At 70.8% G+C, this 17164-nt stretch carries 18 protein-coding genes; 10 read left to right on the forward strand and 8 right to left on the reverse strand.

Annotated features, from left to right (window positions below; translation table 11 throughout):
• Positions 1 to 437: 437 nt before the first annotated feature.
• The 9 genes from AAFF41_RS40945 (at position 438) to AAFF41_RS40985 (ending at position 8527) form a co-directional block, all read left to right on the forward strand.
• Entirely contained in the window at positions 438 to 968 is a 531-nt protein-coding gene (locus AAFF41_RS40945; RefSeq protein ID WP_343325622.1) for an RNA polymerase sigma factor, read from the forward strand.
• Between the two features lie 19 nt (positions 969 to 987).
• Positions 988 to 1602, forward strand: a complete 615-nt coding sequence (locus AAFF41_RS40950; protein WP_319752106.1) for a hypothetical protein — start codon at positions 988 to 990, stop codon at positions 1600 to 1602.
• 133 nt (positions 1603 to 1735) lie between these two features.
• A complete protein-coding gene (locus AAFF41_RS40955) occupies positions 1736 to 3307 on the forward strand; it encodes an ABC1 kinase family protein (protein ID WP_343325623.1) in 1572 nt (523 codons plus the stop codon).
• Positions 3308 to 3386: 79 nt separating this feature from the next.
• Entirely contained in the window at positions 3387 to 4301 is a 915-nt protein-coding gene (locus AAFF41_RS40960) for an SAM-dependent methyltransferase (protein ID WP_343325624.1), read from the forward strand.
• 2 nt (positions 4302 to 4303) lie between these two features.
• On the forward strand, positions 4304 to 4771 hold the full coding sequence (locus tag AAFF41_RS40965) for a hypothetical protein (RefSeq protein WP_060896278.1): 468 nt from the start codon (positions 4304 to 4306) through the stop codon (positions 4769 to 4771).
• Positions 4768 to 5784, forward strand: a complete 1017-nt coding sequence (locus AAFF41_RS40970; RefSeq protein ID WP_319752109.1) for a DUF2156 domain-containing protein — start codon at positions 4768 to 4770, stop codon at positions 5782 to 5784. The genes AAFF41_RS40965 and AAFF41_RS40970 overlap by 4 nt, the downstream gene beginning before the upstream one ends.
• A gap of 45 nt (positions 5785 to 5829) precedes the next feature.
• Positions 5830 to 6789: a ferritin family protein gene (locus AAFF41_RS40975; RefSeq protein ID WP_343325625.1), complete on the forward strand. Its 960-nt coding sequence runs from the start codon at positions 5830 to 5832 to the stop codon at positions 6787 to 6789.
• Positions 6790 to 6852: 63 nt separating this feature from the next.
• Positions 6853 to 7905, forward strand: a complete 1053-nt coding sequence (locus tag AAFF41_RS40980) for a fatty acid desaturase family protein (RefSeq protein WP_319752111.1) — start codon at positions 6853 to 6855, stop codon at positions 7903 to 7905.
• Positions 7906 to 7924: 19 nt separating this feature from the next.
• Positions 7925 to 8527: a hypothetical protein gene (locus AAFF41_RS40985; protein ID WP_319752112.1), complete on the forward strand. Its 603-nt coding sequence runs from the start codon at positions 7925 to 7927 to the stop codon at positions 8525 to 8527.
• Positions 8528 to 8632: 105 nt separating this feature from the next.
• Here the strand turns inward: AAFF41_RS40985 and AAFF41_RS40990 are convergent, their stop codons facing one another.
• The 8 genes from AAFF41_RS40990 to AAFF41_RS41025 all read right to left on the reverse strand — a co-directional run bounded on the left by AAFF41_RS40990 (position 8633) and on the right by AAFF41_RS41025 (position 15809).
• Positions 8633 to 9502 carry an esterase/lipase family protein gene (locus AAFF41_RS40990; protein ID WP_343325626.1) on the reverse strand — a complete coding sequence of 290 codons (870 nt, stop codon included), beginning with the start codon at positions 9500 to 9502 and terminating at the stop codon, positions 8633 to 8635.
• A gap of 104 nt (positions 9503 to 9606) precedes the next feature.
• A complete protein-coding gene (locus tag AAFF41_RS40995; protein WP_319752114.1) occupies positions 9607 to 10179 on the reverse strand; it encodes a flavin reductase family protein in 573 nt (190 codons plus the stop codon).
• Positions 10172 to 10654 (reverse strand): type II toxin-antitoxin system RatA family toxin, encoded by a 483-nt coding sequence (locus AAFF41_RS41000; protein ID WP_319752115.1) that lies wholly within the window; start codon positions 10652 to 10654, stop codon positions 10172 to 10174. Before AAFF41_RS41000 ends, AAFF41_RS40995 begins: the two co-directional genes overlap by 8 nt.
• 51 nt (positions 10655 to 10705) lie before the next feature.
• The gene (locus tag AAFF41_RS41005; protein WP_343325627.1) at positions 10706 to 12067 is read right to left on the reverse strand and encodes an aspartate aminotransferase family protein; all 1362 of its coding nucleotides are present in this window, start codon (positions 12065 to 12067) and stop codon (positions 10706 to 10708) included.
• Positions 12064 to 13218, reverse strand: coding sequence for an SDR family oxidoreductase (locus AAFF41_RS41010; protein ID WP_319752117.1), 1155 nt, complete (start codon positions 13216 to 13218; stop codon positions 12064 to 12066). Before AAFF41_RS41010 ends, AAFF41_RS41005 begins: the two co-directional genes overlap by 4 nt.
• A 205-nt stretch (positions 13219 to 13423) precedes the next feature.
• A complete protein-coding gene (locus AAFF41_RS41015) occupies positions 13424 to 14557 on the reverse strand; it encodes an acyl-CoA dehydrogenase family protein (RefSeq protein WP_319752118.1) in 1134 nt (377 codons plus the stop codon).
• Positions 14558 to 14665: 108 nt separating this feature from the next.
• Complete coding sequence (locus AAFF41_RS41020) at positions 14666 to 15397, reverse strand: hypothetical protein (RefSeq protein ID WP_319752119.1); 732 nt, start codon at positions 15395 to 15397, stop codon at positions 14666 to 14668.
• A gap of 82 nt (positions 15398 to 15479) precedes the next feature.
• Positions 15480 to 15809, reverse strand: a complete 330-nt coding sequence (locus AAFF41_RS41025; protein WP_343325628.1) for a DUF6192 family protein — start codon at positions 15807 to 15809, stop codon at positions 15480 to 15482.
• Between the two features lie 72 nt (positions 15810 to 15881).
• On the opposite strand from AAFF41_RS41025, the gene AAFF41_RS41030 reads away from it, so the two are divergent.
• Positions 15882 to 17126: a tyrosine-type recombinase/integrase gene (locus AAFF41_RS41030; protein ID WP_343325629.1), complete on the forward strand. Its 1245-nt coding sequence runs from the start codon at positions 15882 to 15884 to the stop codon at positions 17124 to 17126.
• Positions 17127 to 17164: the final 38 nt, after the last annotated feature.

Genomic DNA, 17164 nt, shown 5'->3' on the forward strand with positions numbered 1-17164 from the left:
GAGGAATTTGGCGCGATCGCCTCACGCGCCGCTGAGGCGGATGTGATTTCGGCCCCCTTTTGGGGCGGCCCCGCTCATGGCGTGACGTTTCCGCAGACGTGAGGCGCCGCAAGTGCATGCATGAAATGTGTAGCACGGTATGGGGTGCGCCGGAACGCGGTCCTCCGTTTTCCATGCGGATGAGTGGTCCGTATTCCCCCTGGTTTGTTGGTGCGTTGACTCGGAAAAGAACCTTCGCGACGGGTGGGGATAGGCTGTGCGAATATTCCGATTCGCACCAGGGAATCAAGCTCGGGGCCATGAATCACAGGGAATTGCTAGACCACTTAGATGAGTGCGGAATCGCCGGTCGAGGGACTGATCGAAGCCGCGAATCCCAGGAAGAGGTGCGGCGCGAGTTCTCCTGGGATGTGATCGCCAGCCACCGGGAGCGACTGATGAGACTGGTCCGCCGCCGGTTGCCGAATGCCCAGGACGCGGAGGACTGCGTTCAGGAAGCGATGCTCAGAGCGGCGGCCCACGGCAATCTCGACCAGGACCGGATCGGTCCCTTTCTGACCTCGGTCGCCCTGCGTCTTTGTGTGGACCACTACCGCGAACTGGAGCGGAGACGACGGCTGTTGCGCCGCGCGGCGGACGTGGGCGGGCCCGAGCTGCCGGACGAAGGCGTGTGCGACCAGGACTTCGGACGCTGGCTGCTCGGTCAGGTGCACCTGCTGCGGGGCCGGGAGCGGCAGGTGGTCCTCGCCCGTGCCCATGGGATCTCCACGCTGGAATTCGCCCGCATGCACCAGATCTCGGTCAAGGCGGCCGAAGGCGCGTTCACCCGGGGCGGGCTCGGCTGCGGCTGCTCTGCGCCAGGGCCCTCGACGGCGCCGCGGCATAACGGACTTCCGCCTTCCTTCCGCGTCCGGCGCAGACCGGGGGTGGGGAAGAAAACGGCTCCCGAATTCCGGGAGTGCGGATGAGATGGAAAGGGTAGTGACCGTGAGCAAGAATAACACCCAGGACACCATCAAGGATTTCATCGGCGATATCGCCGACAGCACCAAGAAGGCATTCGATGAAATCCTCGACCGGAAGGGCGATGATTCGCATTCCGCGGATTGGCTCACCCCGGGGAATCCGTATCAGGCGCTGAACGGGCTTCCCGGCGATGTGCTGCGGACGGTCAGCGCGTTGTCCGCCCTCGGCGGCGTGGCCAACCCCGTGGCCGCACTCGCCAACGCCGCCAACGCCGCGGCCGGCCTCGGCGCCGCCAACCCGCTGGCCGCTCTCGCCGGCGCGGCCCCCAACCCGCTGGCCGCACTGGGCGGTGGGGCGCCCCATCCACTCGCTGCCCTCACGGGCGGCGGCGCGAACCCGCTCGGCGCCCTCGGCGGTGCCAATCCGCTGGGCGCGCTCGGACAGGTCGCCGGCGGGGCGGCCTCGGCCGTCTCGGGCGCGGCCGACATGGCGGAGGGCCTGGCCGCGCTGCCCCGGCAGATCGCCCAGCTGTCCGAGCTCGTCGCCTCCCTGGTGAACGTGCTGGAGGGCGTCCAGGGGGTGGCCGGCGCCATGGCGGGCGCCGGGCGGGCACCGGCGGCGAGGAAGAGCGGCTGATCCGCCGCTGATCCGGGGCTCACCGGGCGCGTACCGCCGCACCTCGGGTGAGCGATCGCGCCGCATGACCCACGTGCGTGGGCGATCGCACGGATGACCGACGGAACTCGTCAGGCACAGGAGGTTGTGACACATGGGTGCCATGCTCGGCAGTCGGCTCCGGCTGGTTGTGAAGGTGCTGGGAAGCCTCGTCGCCGACGAGGTCGGCCAGGTGACGCGGGAGCGCCGGCGGTCCCGGCAGGACCCGAACTCCTCGGCGGAAGGCGAGGCCTCCGCCGGGGACGGGACCAACTCCGTGGACGGGGCACGCCGTGCGAAGGCGGTGCGGCACGCCTTGGAGAGCCTCGGCCCGTTCTATGTGAAGCTCGGCCAGATCCTCTCCACCCGGCCCGACATGGTGCCCGCCTCCATGATCGGCGAACTGCAGAACCTCCACGACCAGGTCGACGTCCAGCCCTTCGCCCTCTTCGAGCCCGTGCTCCAGGAGGAGCTGGGACTGGACTGGAAGCGCCGCTTCGACGACATCGAGACGGTCGGCCCGCTCGGGGCGGCCTCACTGGCCCAGGTCTACCGGGTGACCCTGCCCGGCGGCCGGCCCGCCGTGGTGAAGATCCAGCGGCCCGGGATCCGGGACACCGTCCGCGCGGACATGGCCCTGATGCGCAAGGCGTCCCGGATCGTCGCCCGTACCGCACCCCGCTTCAACGAGGTCATCGACGTCGAGGCGATGCTCGGCTCCATCTTCGACGCGATGGAACCCGAGCTGGACTTCACCGGCGAGGCCCGCAACATGGACGAGGCCCGCGAGAACATCCGCCGCTACCCGTCGCTCTCCGTGCCCCGGGTCGTCCACGCCACCCCCAAGGTGCTGATCCAGTCACTGGCACCCGGCGCCTCCGTACGCCATCTCGACCGCCGCACGTTCAGCGACCGGGAGCGCACGGACATCGGCAAGGACCTGCTGCGCTTCATGTACCGCGGGTACTTCGTCGACCGGATGTTCCACGCCGACCCGCACGCGGGCAACGTCTTCGCACTGCCCGGCGGCCCGGCCACCCTCATCGACTGGGGCATGGTCGGCCGCCTCGACCGGCGCACCAGCCTCCAGCTGCTGCCCCTGCTCATGGCCATCGCGCAGAACGACGGCCACGGTCTCGCCCACGCGTGGGCCGACATGGGCCGGGTCACCGCCTGGTCGAACCTGCCCGCGTTCGCCGCCGACATGGCCGCGCTGGTCCCCAAGGTCGCCACCGCGTCCCTGGAGGACATCAACTTCGGGGTGTCCCTGACCACCGTCCTGGAGAAGGCGACCCGGCGGGGCATCGGCTCGGCGCCCGCCATCTCCCTGCTCGGCAAGTCCTTCGCGAACCTGGAGGGTTCGGTGCGCTGTCTCGCGCCGGACATCGCCCTCGCGGAGGTCTTCAAGGCGGAGGCGCGCGGGATCATCCTGGCCCTGATCCGCGAGTACTTCTCCGTGGACCAGGTCGCCCGCAACACGATGGACCTCCTCTCGGCCGCCGCGTCCGCCCCCGAACAGTGGCGCGGGCTGCTCTCCGACGCGGCCAACCGTCAGTTCGCGCTCCAGCTCCACGAGCCGCACACGCCCTCGTCCATGGGCGGACAGCGGCCCTGGTCACCCTCGCGCGGGCTCATGGCGCTGGGCGCCGCGGCCCTGTTCCTCGACCGCCGCCGCACGCCCCGCTGACCCACCCCGCCATCCGATCCACCCTCAACAACGGCCCCATCCACCGCCCATGTCAACCGCACGCACGAAGGAATGACCCATGCCCATGCAGCAACACGACGCTCAGCGCGAAGCGGCCCCCCGCGCCCTGGACGGGGTCTCGGAGACGGCCCTGTGGACCGTCCGCATGCGGGCCCATGAATCCGCGCGGGCGGACGCCCTCTTCGACGACCGGCTCGCGGGCGAGTTCCTGAACGCCGCCGGGGTGGCCGGCGCCCCGCCGGGAGCCGGCGTCCTGCAGAAGGTGCTGCCCGACTGGCTGGCCGTCCGCACCCGTTTCTTCGACGACCACCTGCTCGCCACGACGCGGGAGGGACGCACGCAGGTCGTCCTGCTGGGAGCGGGACTCGACACCCGTGCCTTCCGGCTCGACTGGCCCGCCGGAACCCATGTCTTCGAGGTCGACCTGCCGGCCGTACACACCTTCAAGGCGCGGGTCGTCGACGGACGTACACCGGACACCGCCCGGCGCACCACGGTCGCCGCCGACCTGCTGGGCGACTGGCGCGGCGCGCTGCTCGCCGCCGGGTTCGACGCCGGCCGGCCCACCGCCTGGCTGTGCGAGGGGTTGCTCTTCTATCTGGCACCCGAGGCGGTGGAGCGTCTGATCGGCACGGTGAGCACGCTCTCCGCACCGGGCAGCAGCCTCGGTGCCGAGTGCCTCAACGCCGACACCGCCGACTCGCCCTTCGTGAAGCCCTGGCTGGAGGCCCTGTCCGGCTCGGGGACGCCGTGGGTGTGGCACCTCGCGGACGCGGAGCGCTGGTGGGGCGGCTACGGCTGGCAGGCGCGCGTCGCGGACCTGCTGGCGCTGCCGTACGCCGTCGAGCGGTTCGCCCCGCATCTGGCCGCGTTCTCGGGGGTCGAGAAGGACAGCATGATCCTGGTCACCGCGACGACCCCGGACGGCGGGACGAGCCCGGACGACGGGACGAGCCCGGTCGGCGGGCGGTGACCGTGGACGGCCACAATCTCTGCCAGACCCCCACCACCTACCGGCTGCTGCGCCTCGAATACCTGCTCGGGCTCCTGGTGGCCGCGGGGTTCTTCCTCGCGCACCTGGCCGAGGTGCGCTGGTGGGTCGCCGTCGTCCTGTTCGTCTACGTCGACGTCATCGGCTATCTGCCGGGCGCGCTCGCCTACCACCGCAGTCCCGACCAGCAGGTCTCCCGCGTCTACTACGTGCTGTACAACACCATGCACAGCCTGAGCGTGCAGGGCGCGGTCCTCGGCGCCTGGGTCCTGGCCCACGGCTGGGAGTGGGCGCTGCTGGTCCTGCCCATCCATCTCTTCGGGGACCGGGCGCTGTTCGGCAACTTCGCCAAGTCGTTCACCGTGTCCTTCGAGCCGGTTCCGCACCCCGCCGTGCAGGGACCGCTGCGGGACTTCGCCACCGTCCCCTGGCACGAGGCGGCGGTGCGGTGAACGCCGCACAGGCGCCGGCCGACACGGAGGCGTACGAGATGCTGCGCCGGTACGGCAGCCACAGCAGCGCCTTCCTCGCGATGAACAGCGGGAACCGCCGCTTCCACACGGACGGTGTCGACGGCTTCGTCCCGTACCGGGAGGCCGGCCGACGACACCTGTTCCAACTGGGCGGACCCGTATGCGCGGTGGAGGACGGCCCGAGCCTGCTGACCGCGCTGCTCGCACGGGCCGGCAGTGAGCGACGCCGGGTCGCCGCCGTCCAGCTCTCCCGCCCGCAGGCCGAACTGCACGCCGGACACGGCTTCGTCGTCAACCAGTTCGGCGCCTCCTTCAGCATCGCGCTCGACGGGTACCGCCTCGGCGGACAACGCATGGTCAAGGTGCGCAACATGGTCAACCGGGCCCGCAGAGAAGGGGTCTCGGTCGCCGAGGTGCCCGCCGAGGAGCGGGACGGCGCGAAGGTCACCGCGGCCCTCGACGCCGTGGACGCCGCGTGGCTGCGCGCCAAGGGCCGGCACGTCAAGGAACTCGAGTTCCTGATCGGCGAACGCGGCGGCCCCGGCGCACCGCACCGGCGCCTGTTCACGGCCGTCCACGCGGGACGGACCGTCGGCTACGTGTCGTACTCACCGGTCTTCGGTGAACACGCCGGCTGGCTGTACGACCTCACACGGAGGCTCCCGGACGCACCGCCCGGCACGGTGGAACTGCTGTTCGCCACCGCCCTGCGCCAGTTCCAGGACGAGGGCTGCGGCTGGCTGCACCTCGGCTTCACCCCGTTCGTCCAGCTCGGCCCGGACACGGCTGCCCCCGGCCCGACCAGCACCTTCCTGCACCGCTGCGTGGAGGTGCTGGCGGCCAAGGGGCGCGCCATCTATCCGGCGGCCGCCCAGGAGTCCTTCAAGCTCAAATGGCGCCCACAGCTGATCGAACCGGAGTACCTGGCCTTCCAGGGCCGGGTGAGCCCCGGCGCCGTCTGGCAGCTGATGCGCCTCACCAAGTCGGTCTGACCCGCTCCAGGGTCCCGGCCGTCCCCATGACTCAGAAAGGCTGAAATGACCACATCCATCGAGAAGTTCCCTGTGGAGGCCGACCGCCACCGCGCCCCGGGTCTCCTGGAAGGCGCGCTGCGCACCGAACTGACACCGGAGGGCTGCGACCTCGGCTACTGGTTCCGGGCCGTGCCGGAAGGCACCCTCGGCGGCGATCCCCTGGGCCGCTCCCCGGACGTGCCGGTGCCGGACCACATGATGGTGGACGGGCCGCTGCGCCAGGCCGTCATGCAGGAGCTCGCCTTCCGCTCGATGGCGGAGGAGAAGGCGGCCCGCGCCATCTCCTTCCTCGTCGCGTACGCCCCCGACCTCGCCGGGATGGACTTCTACAGCTCCCAGTTGATGGACGAGGCCCGCCACGCCTACGCCTTCCGCGGTCACCTGCTCGAACTGGGCGTATCGCAGGGTGAGTTGGCAGCCACCATGGAGTCGCTCGCCGGGGTCGACCGGGACGCCGTCCTGAACCCCCTGGAGGAGTTCGGGCTCGCCGTCATGGAGAAGGAACGCGACTACATCGGCGGCGTGATCACCCTCACCGTCCTGGTGGAGGGGGTCCTCGCGCCCACCGCCGAGCTGAGCGAGCGCAAATGGCGGCCCTTCGACGCGCCCGCCGCCGAGATCGAACGCGCCGCGGGCATCGACGAGATCCGGCATCTGTCCGTGGGCACCACGATCGTGCGCCGCCATGTCCGGCAACACCCCGAGGACCTGGAGCGGATCGGCGAACTCGTCGCGCGCGGGATGCGGTTGTGGTCCGAACTCCCGGTGCAGCAGATGACCTTCCGCCGCGAACAGCTCTATCAGCAAGGGCTGGACCAGCACCGCGACCTCGTCGGCGACTACGAGGTGTGGCCGGGCCGCCGCCTGGTCGACACCACCGCCGAGGAACGGATGCTCGCCGCCGCGGAATGGTCGCGCGTCACCCAGGAAGCGCGCCTCACCGACATGGGCCTGACCTCGTGAACAGGCCGCGCACACCCGCCCGCATCGCGGGCGTCCAACAACGGAAGGGTCGGGGGCACACCGATGACCGACAGCCCGGCAGTCAACTCCTCACCGTATGAACCGGCCGCGCAGGACGAGGACTTCCGCGAACTGACCCGGCGCGTCCAGGCCGCCGGGCTCATGCGGCCCCGCACGGGCCAGTACGTGACCGGGATCGCGGTGGTCTGGTTGATGAACGCCCTCGGCTGGGCCGCGCTGGCCTTCTCCGGCGGCACCTGGTGGAAGGTGGTCCTGGCGGCGGTCTGGCTCGCCGTCTGGCACGAGCAGCTCGCCTTCATCGTGCACGACGCGGGACACCGTCAGATCACCCGGTCCCGCAGGTTCATCCAGGCCCTCGGCCTGGTCCACGGGAACCTGATGCTCGGCGTCTGCTTCGGCTGGTGGGTGCAGCACCACAACCGGCACCACAATCACCCCAACCACCTGGAGCTCGACCCCGACATCCTGCGCCGCGTGGCCGTCTTCGCGCCCGAACAGGCCCAGGACCGCAAGGGATTCGCCCGCTTCCTCGCCGCCAACCAGCGTTATCTGTTCTTCCCGCTGCTGGGCCTCGAAGCCCTGGTGCTGCGTATCGCCGGCGTCATCGCGCTGCGCCGCCGGGCGCTGCGCAAGCCCCTTCTGGAGGGCGGCCTGATGGTGCTGCACGCGGTGCTGTTCTTCGGTGCGCTCTTCGTGCTCCTGCCCTGGCCGTCCGTCCTGCTCTTCCTCGCCGTCCACCAGGTCCTCCTCGGGTATCTGCTCGGCCTCGGTTTCGCCGTCAATCACAAGGGCCTGCCGACCCGCGTGGGCAAGGAGTGGAGCTGGCTGGAGCGCCAGGTCCTCACCGCGCGCACCCTGCCCACCGGCTACATCGGCGACTTCTTCTTCGGCGGCCTCAACTACCAGATCGAGCACCACCTCTTCCCCGGCATGCCCAGGGCGGCGCTGCGCCGCGCCTATCCGCTCGTCAAGCAGTTCTGCGTCGAGCGGGATATCCCGTACGTCGAGACGGGCGTCCTGGAGTCGTACCGCGACCTCGCCGAGCATCTGGGCTCCGCGAGCGAGGTTCTCCGTGGCACCACGACCACGGCGTGAAGGAAAGGAATCAGACGCAGTGACGTTCTCGGTGAAGGCGAAAGCGAAGATGTCCCCGCTGTCCCGCCTCGGCCGGAGGCCGGTGCTGGCCGCCGCGCTCCTCGCGGGGACAGCCCTGGCCGCCCCCGCGGCCCAGGCCGAACCGGCCGGGGTACGGGCCGCACCGGTGCCCGACCTCGTGTGCCGCCTCGACGCCGAGGTGAACTTCAGTCCGCCGCTCGGTGTGCGGGTCGAGGAGGCCGAGGTGACCGGGCACATCGGGTACCTGGACTGCCGCTCGCCCAGCGGAGCGGCGCCGGAGCTGACCGACATCGTCTTCGGTGTCGACGGCACCGGAAGATTCGGTGTGTTCCCGCCGACCTTCTCCGTGGAGGGCAACGGCGTGGGCACCTGGAACACGGGTGAGGTCGGCAGTCTCTACTTCAAGGGTGACCTCAAGCAGGGCAGCCCCGTGCCCGAGCGCACCGTGACGAGCGGCCCGCTCGCCGGCGACGGAATCAACGGCCTGCAGATCCCCACCCCCCGGTTCGACAAGATCACCCCGGACGGGGTCGCGGGCTTCGACGTCATCGGCCAGGTCTGCTTCTGGCCGGGTGAGAAGGGCCGCTGCACGGCGTTCTGAGCCGACCGCGCGAAGGAGGGGGTGGTGTGGGCCGACCGGGCCCGCACCACCCCCTTTCTTTCGTGCTCTCCGTCGTCGTACGGGTGCTTCGCCGCCGTACGGGACTCAGTCGGCCAGCGCCTTGAGCGTCTCCCGCACCACGATCGGGTCGTACGGCATGGCCAGGTGGGTGGTCCGGTTCTTCGGGGCGAGGAGCTGAAGGCAGGTGTTGGTGACCGGGTGTTCCGGCCGGGCGGGCTTCAGCTGCTGGGCCTCCGGAGGCTGGACCAGCTCGTCCCGGGTCGACCAGATGACGGTGTAGTCGACCCCGTCCACCGTGTCGCCCGGTGCCACCAGCTCACCCACGAACTCCGAGTCGTGCAGCAGCTGGGTGAAGGCCGGGCTGATCCGGAAGAGCACCTTGTCCTCCACGACCGCCTGGACGCCCGGGACCTGGCGGACCAGCTTCGTCAGGCCCGCCACCTCGACCCCGTGGTTGCTGGGCGCGATCCCGACGACACGGCGCACCTTCCGGGTCCCGCCGAGGTACTTGAGGTAGTAGTGCGGGAGCATCCCGCCCTGCGAGTGGCCCACGAGGTCCACCTTCGACGCCTTGGTGTCCACCAGCACCCGGTCCACGAAGTCCGCGAGCTCCTGGGAGGACTTCCGCATGTCGCCGAGACCGTACAGGCGGGGGAGCGTGGGCAGTTCACCGTAGTTGAGGCGGAAGATGCGGTGTCCGGCCGTTCGGAGCGCGGGCGCCAGTTTCCGCCAGACGGACTCCCGGTCGCCGAGCGTGCCGTGCACGAGGACGACCGGGTGAGGACGCTCCGGCGTCGGGGGCAGGCCCCAGTCGTCCGTCTCGGGGTCGCCGTCGAGTCCGGCGACCAGCCGGTGCGCAGTGGACTGGGTGTTGCCGGCCAGCCGCTCGGGCGTGCTGAGCAGTTCGGCCGCGGCGCTCTCGGAGTTCACGCCGGGAATGCGGGGCAGGGACATGGGGCCTCCTTGGCCTCGGTTGTGCGTACGGAGTGGTCGTGGATACGAGGGAGGCCCGGCCGGGGCGAACCCCGGCCGGGCCTCCGTCCTGACTTCTGGTGGGTTCAGTCGGTGGTCGCCGCGGGCAGCGCGTGGAACGCCCGGTCGTGCCAGAGCAGCGGCCGTCCGCCGTTCACCTCCACCGCCATCACCCGTCCGACGACGGCGTGGTGATCCCCGTACGGTCGTACGTCCTCGACGAGACACACCGACCACGCGAGCGCGTCGGCGAGCACCGGCAGGCCGAGCACCCGGCGCACCGGGCTGCCCTCGAACCGCCTGGCGGGCGGCACGGAGGCGTCGGCGAAGAGTTCCGCGACCGGTCTCTGATGCTCCGTCAACAGACTGACGGCAAAGGCGCCTTGCTCGCGCAGAGCGGTGAGCGTGCGTGAACTGCCGCGCAGACACGCAAGGATCAGCGGCGGCCGCGCCGACAGGGAGGTCAGCGCGGAGACCGTCATCCCGGTCGGGCCCGCCCCGTCCAGCGCCGTGACGACCGTGACGCCGGCCGTCAGCTTGGCGTAGAGACCGAGACAGCGGACCGTGTCGGGGCCGGGCTCGTCCCGCAGGGTGTCCCAGCCCGCGGCGGCCGGGCCGTCGGGACGGGCCCGGCGGGGCACGAGGGTGAGGTCAGCCATGCGCGGGGGCGACGCTGTCGGCGAGCTGGGCCGGGGCGGGCGTGACCCTGCCGAGCAGCCCGCGCAGGATGCGTTCGATATTGCTGCGCAGCGTCGAGTCGGCGACGGGGTCGAGGAGTTCCGCCAGCGTGGGGATCCCCAGGTCGAAGACGGCGTCGAAGGTGACCGCCGTACCGTCCTCGCCGGACGCGCACCGCCAGGTGCCCTCGAACAGCTCGAAGTCGCCCGTGAGCTGGGTGAAACCGATGGTCCGCGTCGTCGGGAAGAACGCGTCCCGCTCCGACCAGCGCATCAGACCGTTCCTGAAGCGCACGGTCCAGTCCGACACCACCGTGCCGTCGTCATGGGGTGGATGGACCACGACCTCGCGGACGGTCTCGGTGACTTCGGGATACCGGCGGAAATCACGGATCCGCTGGTAGGCGGTCTCGGGGTCGACGTCGTGGGCGGTCAGCCGTACGGTCACGTGACGCATGGGAGGTGTTGCCTTTCCACGGGAGGGACGGGTCGGCGGTAGCTGGACGGGTCAGCCGATATGGGTCGCGACCACGCGCAGTGCCTCGGTCAGCGCGGTGAGGAACAGCCGTACCTCCTCCTCGCCGACGATCGCGGGCGGTGTCAGCCGCAGCACCCGGGTGGCGTTGAGGGAGTGGTTCACGAGGACGCCGCGCCCGACCAGCTCGAGGATCAGTTCACCCACGGCCTGCTCCTCGGTGAACTCCAGGCCGATCAGCAGCCCCCGCCCGCGGACCTCGCGCACGAGGCCGCCGGTGTAGGGGGCGCAGGCGGCCCGGACGCCCGCGAGCAGCCGCTCGCCCAGGGCCTTGGCACGCGGGACGACGCCCTCCCGGTCCAGGGCCTCGACCGCGGCGAGCGCGGCGGCGCAGGCGATCGGGGAGGCCGCGAAGGTGGAGGTGTGCAGATAGGGGTCGCGGGAGAACGGCCCGTAGGCCGCCGCGGTCGCGACCATCGCCGCGACGGGCACGACACCGCCGCTCAGTCCCTTTCCGACGAGCAGTACGTCGGCCTGTGGGGGCAGGCCGCTCGCGGCGTCGGCGTCCATGCCCCACCACGCGCCCAGTCGGCCCAGGCCCGTCTGGATCTCGTCGACGATCAGGAAGGCCCCGTACGTCCGGCACAGTCGGCTCACCTCCGCCAGATGGCCCGGCGGTGGAATGCGTACACCTCCCTCGCCCTGCACCGGCTCGACGATCACGCAGGCCCGGCGGCCGAGTTCGGCGAGCGTCGCTTCCAGCGCGGCCGTGTCCCCGTACGGGATCGCCGTGCTGTCCGGCAGCAGCGGCTGGAAGGGCTGTTGGTACTTGGGGTTGGCGGTGGCGGTCAGCGCGCCCAGGGTCTTGCCGTGGTAGCCGCCGATGGTGGAGACGAGGGCGGTGTGGCCGTGCGCCCGGGCCAGTTTCATACCGGCCTCGGTGGCCTCGGCGCCGGAGTTCACGAAGTGGACGTGGTCGAGGCCCGGTGGGGTCCGTGCGGCCAGTGCCTCGGCGGCGAGGGCCGCGACGGGCTCCAGGAAGACCCGCCCGGCCAGCGGATGGGTGTCGACCTGGCGGTGCACGGCCGCGGTCACGTGGGGATGCCGGTGACCGAGGATGAAGACCCCGTAACCGCCGAAGTCGAGGTAGCGGCGGCCGTCCTCGGTGAACACCCACGCGCCGTCGGACGCCGTCTCCAGCATGCCGCCGAGCACCGTGCCGAGGACGGAGCGGCCGGAGGAGAGGTGCTCGCGGTAGAGCCGGGCGATGTGCGCACGGTCCGTGGCGGGGTCGGCGACCGATGTCACGCATCCGGTGGCGGGCGCCGAGGATCCCTCGGCCGGTTTCACGGTTCCGGTGTCCGGCGCCTCGACGGGGGCGGGGGCCGCGGTCATGAGGCCAGTTCCCGGGTGTGGGTGGCCTGCGAGGGCTGGGACCTCGCCGCCGTGTCCTGCGCGGGCCCCGTACGCAGGCGGGTGCGCATACCGCCGCGCCCGGTGGACCAGGCGGCCAGGTTGCGGACGAGCGCCCGCCGGAGGTCGTCCTTCGAGAGGGCCGTGCCGCAGTGCGACGACCCGAGGGACGATTCGAAGGGGAGGGCCCGTTGGAAGACCAGCAGCAGTTCCGCGTACGTCTGGAAGCGGCGGCGCAGCGACTCCGGGAACGTGGGGCCCTCGATCAGCGGCAGCAGCAGCCGGTGCACCGACTCCAGCGGGATGAGCCGGGGCGGATGCGGCCTCGGTCCCCACTGGTCGGCGAACTCCAGGCAGGTGTCCACCACTTCACGCTGGAGCAGCGCCTCGGTGCCGGCCGTCAGCCAGTACTCGCCGCTTGTGACACCGGCCCGCACCAGGTCACCCACCGCGCGCGCGACGATGTCCTGGGGAACCATGTCGATCCGTGCGTCCGGCGCTCCCGGCAGCACCGGCACCTGCCCCTTCACGATGGCGCCCAGTGCCCGCGTCAGCCCCTGCATCCCGGCGATCCGGCCGGTGACGGAGTCACCCATCACCACCGACGGGCGCATGATCACGCCCGGCACCGGGGCGTCGCGCACGACCAGTTCGGCCGCCGTCTTGGAGGCGAGGTACGCGGCGGCACCCGGGAAGCGCTCCTGCTCCTCCGGCGCCAGCGGGTTGGCGACGAAGGCGGTGCTCATGTGGAAGAACGGAGCCTCGGCACGAGCGGCGAGGTCGAGCATCGCGATCGTGCCGTCGAGGTTGGCCCGCTGGATCCGGTCCGGCTCCGCCTTCCAGTTGGTGGCGGCGGCGGAGTGCACCACCAGGTCCACTTCGGCGACGAGTTGGGTGAAGTCCGCCTGGGTCAAGCCGAGTCCGGGTTCCAGCAGATCGGCGCGGACCTCACGGACCCGGTGGTCGTTCACCGGCGTGCGATGGCGCAGGCAGACGATTCCGAAATCGGGCGACAGTTCCTCGATCAGGGCTCTGCCGAGTACCCCGGCGCCGCCGGTGAGCAGAATCGTGGGGCGTTTCGCGGGCGGTTGCGGGCTGGTCGGAGCGCTGGGCCGGGGCCGGGACAGAGGCATGGCGGTGATCCCCTCGGTCGAGTGAGCGTAGGTCCTGCCGGACGGGCGGGCGGGTGTCCGGGCGGGTGGGTGTTCGGGTGCTGGGGTATTGCGCGCGCCGGGCGCCTATGAGCTCGGTTCTTGTTGTTCGACGGCGACTGCGGGGTGTTCGCGACTGGTCGCGCCGTTCCTCGCGCCCCCGTCGGGGCGCTCGGGCCGGCCGGGGTCACGCGATGGTCAGTGGCTCGTCGGCGAGGTACGCGGACAGCGGGCCGGTCATCCGTGAGCGCGACGGCGGGTGCAGGGAGAGGCCGTTGGCGCAGGCGGCGAGGTATCCGACCTCGTCCGAGGTCATGAAGTTGAGGCCGCCGAGCAGTTCGACGGACCGGGGCACGAGCCGGGCGAGGGCGTCCTGCACGGTGTACCGCGCGTAGAGCGAGTCGGCGAGCGCGGACTCGTCGGGCGCGCCCTCGTCCACGCGGCGGGCGAGGCCCTCGACCGCCGCCGTCGCGCCCTCGATCTCCACCAGTAGCCGGACCCGTTCGGCGTCGGGCACCCGGTCGTTGAGCAGCACCCGCTCGACGAGGGCGCTCGCGGCGCCCAGGTAGCTGCCGGTCATCAGCAGCTCGAACCAGACCAGACCGGCGGTCTGCACCTCGTCGAGGCGGGCCCCGGCCGGCGAGGCCGTGCGCACCAGGAGTTCCTTCGGGACCAGTACGTTGTCCAACGTCACCTGGTCGCTCTCGGCGCCCGCCAGGAAGGTGCTCGACCAGAAGCCGCTGACGCTCAGCCCCGCGCTCTCGGCGGGCACCAGCGCCACGGCCAGTTCCTCCCCTTCGCCCTCCTCGCACGGCACCATCACGCTGGCGGTGAGCAGATCCATGGAACGGGCGAGGCTGCACGGCCGTTTCACGCCGGTGATCCGCACCCCTTCGGGCGTCACCGTGGCGGACATGGAGGGCGACAGGATGCCGGTGCCGCTGCGCCCCTCGGCGAAGCCGGACGCCATCAGCCGGTTCTCGGACGCGACGCCCTGCACGAGCATCCACTCCAGCCCCTCGCCGGAGTCGCTCAGTCCGACCAGCGTGGCCATCGAGAAGTGGTGCATCGTCGTCGCCACCGCGAGCGAGGGCGAACGACTGCCCAGCGCGCGCTGCACCCGCAGGGTCTCCAACGCGGTGGCACCCCGGCCCTGGAAGGCGGTCGGGGCCAGCAGACCCGGCCCGCCCGCCTCCCGGAACAACCCGATGCCGGGGCTCTTCGGTCCCTCCAGTGTCATCAGCGGTACGGCCCTCAGACTCTCGTCGAGACCGGGCAGCAGTTTGGCGAGGGCCGCGCGCTCACGCTCCAGGAATCTCATGTCGTCCCCTGCTCCTTGATCCTCGGGTGTCGCCGGCAGCGTCGTTTCTGTTTACGCGCGAACCGGCGGAACCCCTCGGGGCAAAAGGGATGTTGGAACGATCGACGGTCAGCGGTTCGGCTGCCGGACCGAGTCCCGTACGACGACAAGGCGGGTGGGTCTGGCCTGGGTCAGTTCCACCCAGCGGGCGAGCTCCTGCTCGTGCGAACCGCTGCGCGTCGCCCGCGCCACGACGGTCGCCGCCGCGTCGTCGGGGTGGCCGTCGCGGGTCAGGAGACTGAGCGGCCAGGCGGGTTCGGAGGGCTCCTGACCGTCGAACGGATGCCAGTCCCACGGCGCGTCGAACCGCCAGGCGCGCCCCGCGGCGTCCGCGACCTCGTCACCCGCCACGAGGCAGGCGTACGGGCGGAACAGCAGGTCGAGGGCGATCGGGATCCCGTCGTCGGGGTCGATCCCGTAGCCCTGCCACTCCAGGTCGGGATCGTGCGACTGCCCCGTGCGCAGCACCATCACCTGCGTCCCCGGACGAGGGAGACGTCCTGTCTCCAGCGGTGGATCCATCCGTTCGACGCTCATCACATGCACCACCGTGGGAGGGATGCCGACCTTGCACACCGCGCCGACCTCGAGGTGCCGGGGCGGCGGCTCGGTGCGGAACAGCTCCAGGTCCCAGTCGTACGAGGCAGGATCGCCGGCCAGGGCCACCTGGCCGTTCCACTCGATCCAGTCGCACTCCGGGTCCACCTCCCACCACGGCCACTCGACGACCACTTCCCGTCGGGTGAGACGGGTGACCCGTGCGTCGGTGTACGGGCACGAGACCAACAGGACATCCCCCACACGGTGATCCGCTCCCACAGCCCGCCTCCCGCTTCCCCGGTCGCCACCGCCCGCACGGTACAAGCTCAAGGTCATCGGCGGTCTACCGGGATGGGCGGAGCCGGCGGTGACGTGTCACTGCCGGGCACAACTGGCGAAGGGCGGTCCCCTCACCGGCGATCTGCCGGCGCACGGTCTCGCGCTCGTCCTCGGTGAACTCCTGCCCACGCAGCTGCGGGACCAGGCGGCCGAGCGTGGCCACAAAGCTGTGGCAGGAACCGACCAGGTCGAGGTACTCGATGGTGTGCTGGATCGCGCGGACGGCTGGGGTGCGTTCCCGGATCCGGTCCCGGGTCTCGGCGGAGTTGTCGAACTGGGCGCGGTTGACGAGCATCCGGGTGGTGTCTCTGTTGACCGGACTACCAGACGACACACCGAGGCATTGGAGGGGTCGGGCAGGGGCTGACCGGTAGATCTCAGGCAGCAAATATAGGAGGAGAGCTGCGTGAGGTCGTTGGATGACGTGGAACGGGATCTCGGTTCGATCCGGCTGCCGCGGTGGGGCAAGGTCGTGCCGTCGGACGGCGTGGTGCCCTGGCTCGTGGTCGATCCGGAGGGTGTGCCGATCGAGCCCGTGCAGCGGTACCTGCGAGACTTTGTCGCCCGGAACCGGCCCGGCTCCGTCCGCAGTTACGCGTACGCGTTGTTGCGGTGGTGGCGGTGGCTGCGCGTTGTTCAGGTCGAGTGGGACAGGGCCACGTCGGCGGAAGTGCGGGATCTGGTGCTCTGGCTGAAGCAGACGACCAAGCCACGCAACTCGCCCCGGACGAAGTCAGCGTCCACCGCGGGGACGGTCAACCCGATCACCCGCAAGCGGAACCCCGGAGATCAGTACCAGCCCCGGACGATCCGGCACAGCAACGCGGTCGTCCGCAGCTTCTACGAGTTCTGGATCGAGACCGGGCACGGCCCGCTGGTCAACCCGGTGCCGCTCGATCGCAGGGGCAACCGCCCGCACGCTCACCACAATCCGCTGGACCCCTTCGGGCCCGAAGGCCGGATCCGCTACAACCCCAAGATTCCCAAGGCCAGACCGCGCGAGATCCCCGACGAGCGGTGGAACGACCTCTTCGGCGCCCTGCGCTCCAACCGGGACCGCGCGATCCTCTCCCTGGACATCAGCAACGCGACCCGGGCCAGCGAGGTACTCGGCATCCGGGGCGTCGACCTAGACTGGGGCGACCAACTGGTACAAGTCAGCCGCAAGGGCAGCGACGATGCGCAATGGCTGCCGGCCAGCCCGGACTCCTTCGTCTGGCTCCGCCTCTACCTGGCGGAACTTGCCCCGCTGGAGCCGAGCGACCCGATCTGGTGGACGCTTCGACGCCGTGACCGCGGAGCTGGACTGCGGCTTCAGCCGATGAACTATGAGGCCCTGCGGGCCGTGTTCCGCCGGATCAACGCTGTCCTGGGCACCAACTACACGATGCACGATCTCAGACATACCGCCGCCCTGCGCATGAGCCGGGACAAGAACCTGACGCTGCTCGACGTGCAGACCATCCTCGGTCACGCACACCTGAGCACCACCGCGGACGTCTACCTCCTGGAAGACGAAGCAGCGGTGATCCGCCGCGTCGCCGAGCACCTGGCCGAGCGTGAACTCCGAGCTCAGCAGGCCCCGCCACCGGTTGCCGTCGGTTACGAGGCCGACGACCTGGCTGTGCTGTTCGGAGGTCTTCCGAGATGACCGTGACCAGCATCAGACAAGCGGATTCCACTCCCTCG

It is taken from the genome of Streptomyces mirabilis (assembly GCF_039503195.1).
Classification (GTDB): Bacteria; Actinomycetota; Actinomycetes; order Streptomycetales; family Streptomycetaceae; genus Streptomyces; species Streptomyces mirabilis_D.

Excerpts from the sequence above, each read along its gene's own strand:
- AAFF41_RS40945 (WP_343325622.1), top strand. The coding sequence starts at position 438 with ATGAGACTGGTCCGCCGCCGGTTGCCGAATGCCCAGGACGCGGAGGAC.
- AAFF41_RS40955 (WP_343325623.1), top strand. The coding sequence starts at position 1,736 with ATGGGTGCCATGCTCGGCAGTCGGCTCCGGCTGGTTGTGAAGGTGCTG.
- AAFF41_RS40960 (WP_343325624.1), top strand. The coding sequence starts at position 3,387 with ATGCCCATGCAGCAACACGACGCTCAGCGCGAAGCGGCCCCCCGCGCC.
- AAFF41_RS40975 (WP_343325625.1), top strand. The coding sequence starts at position 5,830 with ATGACCACATCCATCGAGAAGTTCCCTGTGGAGGCCGACCGCCACCGC.
- AAFF41_RS40980 (WP_319752111.1), top strand. The coding sequence starts at position 6,853 with ATGACCGACAGCCCGGCAGTCAACTCCTCACCGTATGAACCGGCCGCG.
- AAFF41_RS40990 (WP_343325626.1), bottom strand. The coding sequence starts at position 9,502 with ATGTCCCTGCCCCGCATTCCCGGCGTGAACTCCGAGAGCGCCGCGGCC.
- AAFF41_RS40995 (WP_319752114.1), bottom strand. The coding sequence starts at position 10,179 with ATGGCTGACCTCACCCTCGTGCCCCGCCGGGCCCGTCCCGACGGCCCG.
- AAFF41_RS41000 (WP_319752115.1), bottom strand. The coding sequence starts at position 10,654 with ATGCGTCACGTGACCGTACGGCTGACCGCCCACGACGTCGACCCCGAG.
- AAFF41_RS41005 (WP_343325627.1), bottom strand. The coding sequence starts at position 12,067 with ATGACCGCGGCCCCCGCCCCCGTCGAGGCGCCGGACACCGGAACCGTG.
- AAFF41_RS41010 (WP_319752117.1), bottom strand. The coding sequence starts at position 13,218 with ATGCCTCTGTCCCGGCCCCGGCCCAGCGCTCCGACCAGCCCGCAACCG.
- AAFF41_RS41015 (WP_319752118.1), bottom strand. The coding sequence starts at position 14,557 with ATGAGATTCCTGGAGCGTGAGCGCGCGGCCCTCGCCAAACTGCTGCCC.